We start from the raw sequence: 12,932 nt of genomic DNA on the forward strand, positions 1-12,932 counted from the left end.
CTCGAAGGACGAACGGTTATTCGACCGACGTCCGTCGCTCACCACGGAGAACGGTCCCGACAGAGCGAGCGGTGACCTACCCTTGAGCACGTCACTCGGTGAACGTCCCGGCCTCGAAGGTGACCGGTTCGAGCGGGCCGACGGACAGCCGTTCCCGCTCGGCGAGTTCGTTCGCGAGCGGTTCCGAGACGACCAGCGTGTCCGGTTCCATGGTGTTCTCGATCCGAGCCACCTGGAGGTCCGTCGGGTCGGCGACCCCCGTGGTCGAACAGGCGAGGGTCAGGGCCGTCAGGTCGTCCGGTACCACGAACGGGAGTCGCGCCCGAGAGGGTTCACCGCTGGTCGCGATGTTGGTGTACAGGTCGTCGAGGTCGAGCGCGGCGACGGCGTCCCGGTGGGCGAAGTCGGCGAGCCCGATCCCGAGCCCGTTGCCGTGTGACGCCGGCGTGATCGAGCGAACGTAGATCCGGGTGATGTTCGGCGAGTCGGGTTCGCTCTCGCCGTGAAAGCGCACCCGACCGACCACGTTGGTGTCCATCCCGGTTCCCGAGACGTCCTTCCCGATCTCGTCGAGGACCAACAGGTCGAGGTCGTCGACGGGCAGCATCGGGAGTTCCGCGCGAGCCCGGTCGAGCAGTTCGGGCTCCCGGTCGGGGATCCGGTCCGGCGGCACGCCCTCGACGACCGTCGCCCGGTCGGCGGCGTTCTCGACCAGCGCGACCCCGCCGACGACGCACTCGTCGACGATCATCCGGGCGCGCTCCTCGATGACCTCGCTGAAGTCCGCGGCGAGCCCCGCGTTGTGGAGCGACTCCGCACCGCGACGCTTCCCGAGCCCGATCACGGCCATCTTACAGAGGCCGCTCTCGACGGGGCCGTGGAAGTCGGTGTGGGGTTTGACGCGGTTCGCGAGCACGACGCCGTCGGCGGCCAGCGCGTCGTCGGCGACGTAGACCGGGCGGCCGAGCGAGTCCTCGCCGATCGCGGAGACGGCCATCGACGAGCGGATCGGACAGCCGAGGCGGTCCTCGGTGACCCCGAGCGTTTCGAGCGTCTCGCGCTGGCCGTCGGCGGTCGCGCCACCGTGTGACCCCATCGCCGGCATCACGAACGGTTCGAATCCTCGACGACCGAGCCCGTCGACGACCCCCGAGAGCAGGGCGGGCATGTCGTGAACCCCACGGCTCCCCGCCGTGACCGCCACCTCGGCACCCGAACACAACGAATCGAGGGCGAGGTCTTCGACCGCCTCGCGACCCGCGGCTTCGACGTCGTCGATCGAGTCGAGGTCGCGGTCGCGCTGCACACGGGCGAAGCGGGGGAGGTCCTCGCGCGTCACGTCGTTGGCCGCCCGCAGCGTTTCGGCGTCGGGAAAGTCGAGGTTCACGCGGGTTCACCCCGACGTTCTGCGCGGTCCTGACTACTGGCCATCTCGGCGGCCACCTCCACCGCATCGACCAGGCTCGCCTCGCTCGCGACCCCCTCGCCAGCGATGTCGAACGCGGTACCGTGGTCGACGCTGGTGCGCACGATTGGGAGGCCGATGGTGACGTTGACGCCGCTCACCGCGCCATCCCCCTGGAAGCCGAGCATCTTGATCGGGATGTGCCCCTGGTCGTGGTACATCGAGACGACACAGTCGGCGTCGCCGCGGGCGGCCCGGACGTAGACTGTATCCGGCGACTCCGGTCCGAACACGTCGATACCCTCCTCGCGAGCCCGCGAGACGGCGGGTTCGATCTCGGCTTTCTCGGTGTCTCCAAGCAACCCACCGTCGCTGGCGTGGGGGTTGAGCCCCGCCACTGCGACCGTTGGATCGTCGACGCCGAGGTCCGCGAGTGCGTCGTCGGTCACCCGGATCGTCTCCAGCACCGCCGCCTCGGTGACGAGGTCGCAGGCCTCGGAGAGCGGAACGTGGGTACTGACGTGGCTCACCCGGAGGTCCGCTTCGATCAGCATCATCGAGTAGTTCTCCGTCCCGGTCGCTTCGGCGAGCAGCCCGGTGTGGCCGGCGTGCTCGCTCCCCGCGAGCGCGGTCGCCTGTTTGTTGATCGGGGCCGTCGTCATCGCGTCGATCGAGCCGTCCAGCGCGAGTTCGATCGCGTGCTCAACGTACGCGAGACTGGCCCGTCCGTAGGACTCCCGGATCGTTCCCCGGTCGATCTCGTCGACGTTGTCGAGGTCGACGACGGGGATTCGGTCGGCGGTGAACGTAGCATCCGTCGGCGTATCGACGCGCTCGACGTCGAGGTCCGACGCACAGACGCGACACGCCGCTTCGAGCACGCCCGCGTCGCCGATCACGATTGGGTCCGCCACCTCCCGCAGCGCGCGGTATCCGTTGACGAGTATCTCCGGGCCGATTCCGGCCGGGTCACCCATCGTGATCCCGACCGTGGGTCGGTCAGTCATCGTCGCTACGGAGGGCGTCCAGACAGTTAATCACTGTTGACGGGGAGCCGAACCCGCCGGCCTTCGTGACCACTGGAAGCCCGTCGGCGGGACCGCCCGCGATCCGGCTGTGCGGGATCCCGGTCTCGACCGCCTCGCCCGACAGGACGAGTTCCGTGGCATCCAGTGTGTCGAGAACCGCCATCGCCACGTCCCCGCCGGTGACGAACAGCCCGCTCGCGTCCTCGACGGCTCGACGGGCGCTCTCGGCGAGCGCGCGTGTGACCCGCTCGCGGATCTCGGATTCGGCGAGGCCCAATTCGTTACCGACCGCGAGCGTCCGTTCGACCGCCGGCCGGTCCGGTGCAGCGGTGACGACCGTCGACTCCCCGTTCGTGAGACGCTTCACGGTCCGGTTGCCCATCCGTAGACCCGCCCGTTCGGGATCGGCGAGCAGCGACTCGGGACCGAACGAGAGCACTCGATCGTCGGGCAGCGCGGCCAACTGCTGGAGGGTCGTGTCGCTGACGCTGCCGACGATCCCGAGTGCACCGCCGCTGGTCGTCGCGTCGAGCACCGGAGGTTCGACTGTCGGTTCGTCGGTGTCACCCGGAATCGGGATCTCCGCCGCGAGTCCCGTGCTCCCGACGTAGACGACGCGGTCGTCGAACGACGCGCCCGCGCGGGCGACGGTCGCGAGGTGGCACGGGTGGGTGACATCACAGACCAGGAACGCTCGCTCGGGTGCAACGTCCGCGATCGCCTCGACGACGGCCTCCCTCCCGCTCGCGACCGTCCCGATGTCGAGGTGGGCCACCGGATACGTCGACTCGGAAAAGAGGGTGGGCAGGTGTGCCGTCGTCGGGTCGTTGGCATCGTCCGCGTACTCGGTGTCGGTGAGGAGGCGGCCGTCGACGAGATGGTAGCCGCCGGCCGTGACGCGCCCGAGCCCGGGCGCTGCGGGGGCGACGATCCCGAACCGTGCGTTCGTCGCGTCCATGGTGGCCTCCGCCTCCACGACGACGTTCCCGCGGAGCGTCGAATCGACCTTGCCGTAGACCAGTCCATCGAAGCCATCGACCGCTCTCGTGACTCGGTCGGCGGCGGTCCGGGGGTCGACGTACCGCGAGTCGGTGTTGACCACGCGGACGTTCGGGTCGACGACGGCTCCCTCCAGGGGTCGGACCGCCACACGGGTCGCCGCACCGCGGACCGCGAAGCTGTGACCGGTGTCGGTCGCCCCGGTGAGGTCGTCGGCGACGACCGTGACGCGTGGCATAGCCTCGTTTCGTGACGGACACTAATGTATCCGGAGGGAGCGAAGGTTCATGGCACGGGCCGGGGTTCGCGTAGTATGGACGTCCTCCTCACGGGCGCGGGCGGTGTCGTCGGCGGCGCGATCCTCGACCACCTGGGCGACGATTCGGCCTACTCGTTCACGTGTCTCGACACGGATCCGCTCCCCGACCGCGAGACGGTCGTCGCCGACGTGACCGACTACGAGGCGATCCGGCCCGCGTTCGAGGGTCACGACGCGGTGGTACACCTCGCCCTGGTCCCGGGGACCGGCGGAGCCAGCGCTCGCGACGTCGGGTGGTCCGCTCCCCTCGCGGCGAACCTCCGCGGGATCAACAACGTCTACGAGGCAGCCGTCGAGGCCGACCTCGATAGCATCGTCTTCGCCTCGTCGAACCACGCGGTCGGAATGGTCGAGGTGCGGAACGCACCTGGGGTCTACACCTCGGACTCCGGGGTAACGGCCGACGAAACCGAGCCACACCGACCGGATTCGGCCTACGGTCTCACGAAGTCGTACGGGGAGGACCTCGGTCGCCTCGCCGCGGAGGCCCACGACGTCCGCTTCTACGGGCTCCGTATCGGGGCGTGTCGGGAACCCGACTACGACCACCCGTACGGCGATGCCGAGCGCGGCGTCGACGATGGCACCATCGAACGGGGAAGCGACGAGTACGACGAGCAGGTCGCCCGGATGAAAGGGCTGTGGCACTCCCGGCGTGACCTCGCGCACCTCGTCGAGTGCTGCCTCCGGGACGACACGGTCGAGTGGGACCACTTCTACGGCGTGAGTGCGAACGACCGCCGGTGGCTCGACGACCTCGAACACGCTCGTGAGACGATCGGCTACGAACCACAGGACAACGGCGAGGAGTGGAGCTCCCCGCCCGAATAGCTCCGCTCCCTCGGAAGTTTCGAGGGTGATCCCGGGCTCTGACCTGAGGGGAGTCATCCGTCAGGACCGGTTACTCCACGCTCGCCTTCGATTTCGAGTCCTCGTGAGTGCGACCGTCGGCATCCGCCTTGTAGCGGACGGAATTTCGCGCCTGCTCTTTCTTAAGAGGATTATGTTGCCGCTTTCGGCCACCTGATATCGACGTCCGCCGACAGAGTATGCGCATGAGTGACGCACGAAAACCGAACGAGACGTCGACCGATGAGGCACAGCCGGGTGGCTCGGAGGGGCCGGGCTACACGACCCCGCAAGCCGCTATCGAGGAGTCCACCCCCGAAAAGGTCGCCTACGTGATGGGTCTCTACGTCGGCACGGACGTCGACGCGCCGGACTTCCTCGGCGTGGTGGACGTCGACCCCGATTCGGAGAGCTACACCGAGGTCATCGACCGCGTCGAGATGCCGAATCGCGGCGACGAACTCCACCACTTCGGCTGGAACGCCTGTTCGTCGTCCTGTCACGTGGAGGGGCTCGAACGCCGCCATCTCGTGATCCCCGGCCAGCGTTCCTCGCGGATCCACATCGTGGACACGAAGGACCGACGGAACCCCGAACTCACGAAGGTCATCGAGCCCGAGGAAGTGTTCGAACACGACCTCTCAGCGCCACACACCGTCCACTGTATCCCGGACGGGAACGTCCTCATCTCGATGCTCGGCGACCGGGACGGCGACCTCCCCGGCGGGTTCCTCGCGCTCGACGAGGACTTCGAGGTCGAGGGGCGGTGGGAGCCACCCGGCGAGATCGAGATGAACTACGACTACTGGTACCAGCCGCGACACGACGTGATGGTCTCGAGTGAGTGGGCCGCGCCCAAGACCTACTATCCGGGGTTCGATCTCGACGACGTCGAGGCGGGCGACTACGGCCGACGGATCCACGTCTGGAACTGGGAGGACAGGACCGTCGAACAGACGATCGACCTCGGTGAGGAGGGACTGATACCCCTCGAAGTCCGCTTCCTCCACAGTCCCGAAGCCACTCACGGGTACGTCGGGGCGGCGCTCTCCTCGAACGTCTTCCACTTCCACGATGCCGGGGACGAGTGGCGCGCGGAGCGCGTCATCGACGTCGAAGCCCGGGAACACGACGGCTGGGAGATGCCGGTCCCGGGGCTCGTGACCGACCTCCTCGTCTCGATGGACGACCGCTACCTGTTCTTCTCGAACTGGCTCCACGGCGACGTTCGAATGTACGACATCTCGGACCCGTCGAACCCACGACTCGCGGACCGGATCTGGGCGGGCGGGCACTTCGGCGACCCAGCGCCGGTCCAGGACCGCGAACTCGCCGGTGGCCCACAGATGCTCCAACTCAGTCTCGACGGGGAGCGTCTCTACTGGACCACCTCGCTGTTCTCGAGCTGGGACGACCAGTTCTACCCCGAGGAGGCCGAACGCGGCTCGGTGATGTTGAAGGCCGACGTGGACCCACGTCGGGGGACCATGCAGCTCGACGAGGAGTTCCTCGTGGACTTCGGGGAGCTTCCCGCCGGCCCGGCCCGTGCCCACGAGATCCGCTGGCCGGACGGCGACTGTACCAGCGATGTCTGGCGGTAGCGTCCACGAGACCGTCCTGTCGTGGTCGGCGGGCCGCGAAACGGTGATCGGGGTCCGTGCGGACGAGTCCGTTCTGGGCGCGGCCGAACGTGCGGACTTGGCGCTTCCCTTCGGCTGTCGAACCGGGGCGTGTGCCACCTGCACCGGACGAGTCGTCGACGGGTGGATCGAGCACACGCGCCCGCCACGCGCCCTGAAGGACCGCCATCTGGCGGCGGGCTACGTGCTCCTGTGTATCGCCGAGCCACGGTCCGACTGCCGGATCGAAGTGGGTTCGGACGTCCGGACCGAGCTGGTGTCGAACCCGTGGAAGTAAAGGGGAGAATCCGCACGGAACCCGGTGGACGCGGGACCGTGTCAATCGGTCGACTTTGTGTCGGCACCGACGACCGTGTTCTCCCGCAGGTCCGCTTCGATCTCCTCTAGGGAACGGTCCATCGTCTCCGGGACCCGGGTGTAGATGAAGACGAACGCGAGAACGGAGAAGACCCCGAGTATCCAGAACGAGAACGCCTCCCCGATCAGGTCGATAAGTGGCAGGAAGGTCAACCCCACGACGAAGTTCGAGCCCCAGTTGAAAACGCTCGCCGTCCCCTCGGCCGTCCCGCGGATACGGAGCGGATAGATCTCCGATATCATGAGCCAGAACACCGGACCGAGGCTGATCGCGAAGAAGGCGACGTAGAGGAGCATGCTCCCGAGGGTGACGTACCCGATCACGCCGGACAGTCCCGGAAGGAAGAACCCGAGGCCGAGGACCCCGAGCATCACCGCCATTCCGGCGGTCCCGACGAGCAACAGCGGCCGCCGGCCGACGCGGTCGACGAGCAGTATCGCGACCCCCGTCAGCGCCACGTTGACGACCCCGACACCGAGCGTTCCGACAAGGGACGCGATGTCGCCGAACCCGATGCTGCTCAGTATCGTCGGGGCGAAGTAGAGGATCGTGTTGATCCCGCTGAACTGCTGGATAACAGCCAGACCGATACCGACGACGAGTGCCGGACGGATCCACGGTTCCAGGAGGTCCGAGAGGCTCCCCTCCGATTCGGTTTCGCTCACTTCACGGATCTGCTCTATCTCGCCCTCGATCTCGTCCGTGGTTCGGATCCGAGCGAGGACGTCCCGGGCCTCGTCGACACGGTCGTTCTCGATGAGCCATCGGGGGCTCTCGGGCAGGAAGTACGTCCCTATCGCGAGGACCGCCGCCGGCACCGCGCCGAACCAGAGCATCCACCGCCAGCCGATGATCCCGAAGAACTCGGGGGCGAAGATGTAGTTCGAGATGTACGACCCCAGGATCCCGATCGTGATCATGAGCTGCTGGAAGAACCCGAGCGACCCACGGATGTCCGACGGGGCCGTCTCCGAGATGAGCAGCGGGCCGACGATCGACGCGATCCCGACGGCGACCCCCTCCACGACGCGCCAGAAGATGAGCCATTCGAGCGTCGGGGAGAAGGCCATCCCGAACGACCCGACGAAGAACACGACGGCTCCGACGAGCGTCAACCGACGACGACCGTATCGGTCGGCGAGCTTCCCACCGGTGGCGGCCCCGATCATCGCTCCGACGAGCATACTGCTCGTGACGACCCCTTCGAGGAACGGTGTGAGCGGGAACGTCTGCCCGATGTACAGGAGTGCGCCGGAGATCACCCCGATGTCGAACCCGAACAACAACCCGTTCAACGCCGCGATGAGCGCGATAGCGTAGACGAAGTTGCTGTGCTCGCGGTCCGCGTTGAGCAGGGAGTCGAGCACCCCCATTAGTGAACCAGTCCCGAACGGGTCGACGACCGTGTCTCAAGGAACTGACCGCTCGCTCTCCGTCCGATAGCGGGTCGCTTGAGACATGATAGTGGTACGCATGCCATGTGCCTGCACCTCGAAACCGGCGTCACGAATATATGTCGGTTCGCGTTAATTATTTCGAAAGAACAGGACGAACCACCGGACCCGACGATCCGCCGCGTCGGCGGCTCCGTCAACGGTGTCGGCAGCCCGGCCAGCAACACGGGCGTCGTTCCCCAGCTTCGAGTTCCTCCCTGGTCCGCCTGATCCGACGGTCCCGCGTTTCGGGCTTCTTGGCGTCCTCCACCCAGCAGATGAACTCGTTCCGCGCGAGCGGTGTGATGTCCTCCCAGGCCTCCCGAGCCTCCGGGCTGGAAACGAGCGTTGCTCGCAGGTCGTCCGGAAGCTCGTGTACCACCCCATCGGAGAGCGCTGTCGAAGCCACGCATGTGGTACGTGCACAACCGACCTAACCGTGCCGGTCGCAAACGGAGACACGAGCAAGAGGGCGTCAGAAGCCGACTTCGACGGGATGCGTCCGAGCGGGGATTCGGCGATTGTGGGTGTACTGCCCGAGACCCTCCGAGGATCGATCGCGGAGCACAGCCGGGTTGCAGCACCGATCCGTCGGCGCGTCAAAAATTCACCTCGTCACTGGCCCCCGCTCAGTTGGACTCTTCGAGCCGGATCTCGTCGTCCGTGACGGTTTCGACGGCATCGTTGTCCAGTTGGTAGGTCTCCTCGTCGGCGTCACCCCAGCCGAGTTCTGCGGCGATCTCTTCGGTGAGTCCGGGATCGGGCTCGACGTGTGCAGTCGCGTTGTCGGCGTCGACGACGGTTCCGACGGTCGTGCCATCGGCGGTCACGACGGTCTTGCCTTCGGCGCTTTCGTCAATGGTTGCCATGCCATCCGATCGGAGGGCGGCTACCCACCAGTAGGTACTGCCGGCACCTGCCGTTCTCCGAAGAGTTGAAAGGCGGCCGGGAGACCGATTCCCGACCGCCCGAGCCCAGAAACGCGTCGTTCGATACGTGTGGTCGGCCTATGAGCGGTTCGCTTTCGTTGGCAGGTTTGTTCCTCGATGCTGAGCGTCGACCGGAAGCGCTCGAAGTCGAGAACGCAGACGTACGTGCCTCCCGCTCCCGAGAGTCCCGAGTGGGTTTTTGGGAAGCTCTGCACTGGTCCATCGGTGTGGAATGCCACCTTTTTGGAGTCGACGAACGGCCGTAAGATTGGTACCGAACAGGATCCTACGGTACGAACCATGACGAACGAGAACACTGACCACTCGGAGAACGGCCACGTTCCGCTCATCGACACGGCGAACGTTACCCTGAGCGAGCAGGAGAGCGAGCTGGTAGATCGTCTAATCGACGGGACCGAGCACGGGACCTCCATCTCCGCCGACGAGATGGAAGCGGCGCTCGTCGACGCCGATATCAGTGATGAACACCGGGAGGCAACGACCGACGACCTGGTTCACGTCTACCGCCATCGGGTCGCCGACGCGGAGTGAGACGACGCAGCGGTCGGGTAGATGGGAGGCCGATATGCCACTCGACACCTCCCACCCGTATAACACGATAACCACAATATAACACTTTTGTATGTTATAATCTATATGGTTCTTGATGATAGAGTCCCGCGGGCCCGTTCCCCGTGCGACCGACGGGAACCCACACAAAACTTATTACGAAGCGGCGTGGAGAACGATGTAGGATCGACGGGGGACTCCGTTGCCTGGCATCACCTGTAACACGTCCCGACGATCTCACCCTTCCTCCCCGGTTTCACACCTGCTACCCCTCGGGCCGAACGCGAAGCGGGCCGCTTCAGTAGGTGAGAGCAGGTGGTAGCGCTGGAGGGTCCGTCGATGACGCTGGATCGGGGCCGACGGCCAACGGTCACGTAGGGTCGACGACCGTTCGTTCCGGGATCGATTCGTCCGGCCGGGGGTCGTGCGTGAGGAGGGTTTCGAGCGTCGTCAAGTCCTCGGGATCCTCTTTTTCGATGACTCGATACTCGACGACCACGGCACCGTCCTCCTCTGATATCCGAACGTAGTTCAGCCGGAACGAGGGGTAGAAGACCCACGGAAGCACGCCGAGTACGACGGACTGACGGTGGAGCCGCTTCAGCCACGTCCCCGTGTTCACGACGGCGCGGTCGTCGACCTCGGTGACCGACGCGCGGTGGGTGTGGCCGTAGACGAAGACGGCGACCTCCGGGTGGGTTTCGAATACCTCCCGTGCGTCTTCCATGTAGCTGTCCCCGGCCGTTCTCGGTTCGTCGAGTCGTATCAACCCGAAGCGGTCGAGCGTCTTCCGGACGTCCCTCACGAGGAAGAACAGCGGGACCGATACCAGAGCCAGGATCGCGATGACGACGAGGTTGACCACCAACACGACGTCGAGGAGTTCACCGACGACACCGAACTGGCGGAGCAGCGTGGTCACGACGTCCAGCGGTGCCGACCAGAGTCCCGCCCCATCGAGGAAGACCAGGGCGGCATAGAGGAGACTGAGGTTGAACAACAGGAGGAACGGGAGGACCGCGTATCGAAGGAACGGGCTCATCTCCCGATAGAAGTACTTCGAGACCATCCAGTCGGGGATCTCCTCCATCGGTGTCAGCGACTGAATGTCCTTCAACCAGTTGAACCTACCGCGGCCGGAGAGCTTTCCGGCCTTGCTCGTGACGTGTCGGTTCACGAAGTAGCCGGGTGGGTTGGCGTACGGGTTGCCGAAGTCGGGGCTCCGATTGTTCGGGTCGCGTTGTTGGCCGTGTTCGATCCAGACGACGTGGTCACCGACGTCGCGCGTGATGGCGACGTTCTGTTCAAGGCCGACGTTGTACTCGGCCAGCCGCTCGACGTACTCCGGGTAGCAGGCGAGTTCGTAGTCGTGGTTTCCCGGGATGAACGTTATCGGTATTCGCTCGCCGGTTGCCCGGAGCTGCTCGAAGAGCTCCGGATACCGTTCGAGCAGCGCATCGAACTTCTCCATCCCGTCGAGTTCGGTGAACTCCCACAACCCGAAGGCGTCGCCGTTGACGATGAGTTCCGCGTCCTCGTCGCTCGTTTCGAGTTCCCGGAGGAAGCCGAGGAGTTCGTCCTCGAACTCGACGTCCTGGAGCTGTTCGTCCCCACCGATGTGGAGGTCGCTGATGAAGTAGTAAGCGGTGGTCATCCTCCCTGTTCACGTTCGAGAGAGGGGACAACCAGTAAAAGTCGTTTCCGACGACGATTTCGCGCCGAGGAACGAATCGGATCGCCGCGGGACGAGACCCTCATTTCAGGAGATCGTCGACGTGGCGATGCAGCACGCCGTTGGCGGGACCAGCGGGCATGGCCGTTCGCGGGAGTTCGTCACCCGAGACTGTGACACGGCACACCTCCGGACGAAAAGACCTATGCGGAGTCTCGGTCTCGATCGACTCGTATGTGGCCATGGGGACATCTCGCGTTCGGCTACGTGCTCTGTTCGGTCTACTCCCGGCTCGTCTATCGGAACCCCCCGGACGCGGCTGCGGTTCTCGCTATCGTCCTCGGCACCCAGCTCCCCGACCTCGTCGACAAACCGCTCGCGTGGACCCTCCACGTGTTGCCGAGCGGTCGTTCGCTCGCACACTCGGTGTTCGCCGCCGTCCTCGTGAGCGCGATCGTCTGGGCCTACTGTCGAAAGCGAGGGCGCTCCGACCTCGGGGCGGTGTTCGCGATCAGCTACTTCTCCCATCTCGTCGCCGACGGCTACACCTACCTCTTCACCGGCGAGTACGCCTACCTCTCGTATCTCGGGTGGCCGCTCCTCCCGCCGCCACCGTTCGGCGACGAGGGCACCTTCCTCACTCACTTACAGGATATCTCACTCTCACCCGGGTTCGCCCTCCAACTCGTCATAGCGGTGGCCGTGTACGTAGTCTGGATCGAGGACGGGGCCCCCGGACGGGCGGCTGTCGGCACGTTCGTCGAACGGATCCGATCCTCGTCATGAGACGGTATCCGAGCGGCTCCTTTTCCCGTGCGATCCGTTCGTCATCGACTCGCCCCGTCTAGAGGAGTGCTACCTTCGACGATAGGGCGTACGGACACCGAGGGAATTCCGGCGTCCACAACGGTCCCGTGGACATCTTTCGAGCACTCCTGCACTGTCTACAACCGTGGAGTTCACCCTCTTTCGTCGCGGGCGGGGAAGAGTCCGAAACAGTCCGTTCTCGATTCGATAGCAGATTATTTATTCCGGACGGGTGCCAGTACGGACAGTGTCACTCGCTCCCCTCCAACTAACTGGAGACCTCCTTACTACCCTGCTGCCGTCCCTCTCGTCCTTGCTTCAGCTGTGTTTCGTCGCGTTCTTCGTCGGAACGGCGTTCGCGCTCGCGTTCCACCGGCACCGATACGTCAAGCGGAGTTACGTCGCGGGCTTTCTGGTCGTGTTCCTGGTCGTCAACCTCACGGGGCTGGCCGTGCTCCCGATGATGCACTGGCACAAGTTCTCGGAGCCGCGCCCGGAATCACAGACCCACCACTCGCTCCGGCTCGTCACCGCCGAGGGCGAGGAGCTGTCGTACCCGACCGAGGCGACGCTCTCGGCCGATTCCGTCTCCTTCTCCGCGCTCACACGGAAGATGCGAACGGAGTATTCGCCCGCCCAGAACCGCCGCTTGGTCCGATACCTCCTCGTTCGGGCGCGCGACCATCGTCAAGCGGCGCGCCACCGCTCGGTGGTGCAGTACCTCCGCTTCCCCCCCACACGGCTTCCTCGAATCGTGGGACGAAGCGACGATCCGATCGAACGTTCCCCTCGTCGGGCTCCGATTGTATCGAACGAACCTGACCACCTCCCCCGACGGGACCGAGGTTCTCTCGCGCTCCGAGACCCTCGTCGAGGGGTTCTATCCCGGCTGTGAGGGGACCGAAGCGGCCGCTAACTTCTCC

13 protein-coding genes are annotated in these 12,932 nt (G+C 65.6%); 6 read left to right on the top strand and 7 right to left on the bottom strand.

Annotated elements, in window-relative coordinates; translation table 11 throughout:
- Positions 1–91: 91 nt before the first annotated feature.
- The 3 genes from GT355_RS04325 to GT355_RS04335 are packed head-to-tail and all read right to left on the bottom strand — an operon-like array spanning position 92 to position 3,670.
- Positions 92–1,387: a nickel pincer cofactor-dependent isomerase, group 22 gene (locus GT355_RS04325; protein ID WP_160133487.1), complete on the bottom strand. Its 1,296-nt coding sequence runs from the start codon at positions 1,385–1,387 to the stop codon at positions 92–94.
- A complete protein-coding gene (gene pdxA / locus GT355_RS04330; protein WP_160133488.1) occupies positions 1,384–2,412 on the bottom strand; it encodes a 4-hydroxythreonine-4-phosphate dehydrogenase PdxA in 1,029 nt (342 codons plus the stop codon). The genes GT355_RS04325 and pdxA overlap by 4 nt, the downstream gene beginning before the upstream one ends.
- Entirely contained in the window at positions 2,405–3,670 is a 1,266-nt protein-coding gene (locus GT355_RS04335; RefSeq protein WP_160133489.1) for a four-carbon acid sugar kinase family protein, read from the bottom strand. Before GT355_RS04335 ends, pdxA begins: the two co-directional genes overlap by 8 nt.
- Positions 3,671–3,745: 75 nt before the next feature.
- On the opposite strand from GT355_RS04335, the gene GT355_RS04340 reads away from it, so the two are divergent.
- The 3 genes from GT355_RS04340 to GT355_RS04350 all read left to right on the top strand — a co-directional run bounded on the left by GT355_RS04340 (position 3,746) and on the right by GT355_RS04350 (position 6,517).
- Positions 3,746–4,582, top strand: a complete 837-nt coding sequence (locus GT355_RS04340) for an NAD-dependent epimerase/dehydratase family protein (RefSeq protein WP_160133490.1) — start codon at positions 3,746–3,748, stop codon at positions 4,580–4,582.
- Between the two features lie 224 nt (positions 4,583–4,806).
- Complete coding sequence (locus GT355_RS04345; RefSeq protein WP_160133491.1) at positions 4,807–6,201, top strand: selenium-binding family protein; 1,395 nt, start codon at positions 4,807–4,809, stop codon at positions 6,199–6,201.
- A complete protein-coding gene (locus tag GT355_RS04350; RefSeq protein WP_160133492.1) occupies positions 6,188–6,517 on the top strand; it encodes a 2Fe-2S iron-sulfur cluster-binding protein in 330 nt (109 codons plus the stop codon). The genes GT355_RS04345 and GT355_RS04350 overlap by 14 nt, the downstream gene beginning before the upstream one ends.
- A 41-nt stretch (positions 6,518–6,558) precedes the next feature.
- Here GT355_RS04350 and GT355_RS04355 read toward each other — a convergent pair whose 3' ends face one another.
- The 3 genes from GT355_RS04355 to GT355_RS04365 all read right to left on the bottom strand — a co-directional run bounded on the left by GT355_RS04355 (position 6,559) and on the right by GT355_RS04365 (position 8,900).
- Complete coding sequence (locus GT355_RS04355; protein WP_160133493.1) at positions 6,559–7,971, bottom strand: sugar porter family MFS transporter; 1,413 nt, start codon at positions 7,969–7,971, stop codon at positions 6,559–6,561.
- A gap of 217 nt (positions 7,972–8,188) precedes the next feature.
- On the bottom strand, positions 8,189–8,440 hold the full coding sequence (locus GT355_RS04360; protein WP_160133494.1) for a YdeI/OmpD-associated family protein: 252 nt from the start codon (positions 8,438–8,440) through the stop codon (positions 8,189–8,191).
- Between the two features lie 220 nt (positions 8,441–8,660).
- Positions 8,661–8,900: a hypothetical protein gene (locus tag GT355_RS04365; protein WP_160133495.1), complete on the bottom strand. Its 240-nt coding sequence runs from the start codon at positions 8,898–8,900 to the stop codon at positions 8,661–8,663.
- A gap of 177 nt (positions 8,901–9,077) precedes the next feature.
- Here GT355_RS04365 and GT355_RS18185 point away from each other — a divergent pair, with 177 nt between their 5' ends.
- On the top strand, positions 9,078–9,512 hold the full coding sequence (locus GT355_RS18185; RefSeq protein ID WP_240145708.1) for a hypothetical protein: 435 nt from the start codon (positions 9,078–9,080) through the stop codon (positions 9,510–9,512).
- A 388-nt stretch (positions 9,513–9,900) separates the two neighbouring features.
- Here the strand turns inward: GT355_RS18185 and GT355_RS04375 are convergent, their stop codons facing one another.
- Positions 9,901–11,184, bottom strand: coding sequence for a metallophosphoesterase (locus GT355_RS04375; RefSeq protein ID WP_160133496.1), 1,284 nt, complete (start codon positions 11,182–11,184; stop codon positions 9,901–9,903).
- A 252-nt stretch (positions 11,185–11,436) separates the two neighbouring features.
- Here GT355_RS04375 and GT355_RS04380 point away from each other — a divergent pair, with 252 nt between their 5' ends.
- Positions 11,437–11,988 (top strand): metal-dependent hydrolase, encoded by a 552-nt coding sequence (locus tag GT355_RS04380; protein WP_160133497.1) that lies wholly within the window; start codon positions 11,437–11,439, stop codon positions 11,986–11,988.
- Between the two features lie 268 nt (positions 11,989–12,256).
- A complete protein-coding gene (locus GT355_RS04385; RefSeq protein WP_240145709.1) occupies positions 12,257–12,904 on the top strand; it encodes a hypothetical protein in 648 nt (215 codons plus the stop codon).
- The last annotated feature ends 28 nt before the right edge of the window (positions 12,905–12,932 follow it).

It is taken from the genome of Halococcus salsus, assembly GCF_009900715.1.
GTDB lineage: Archaea > Halobacteriota > Halobacteria > Halobacteriales > Halococcaceae > Halococcus > Halococcus salsus.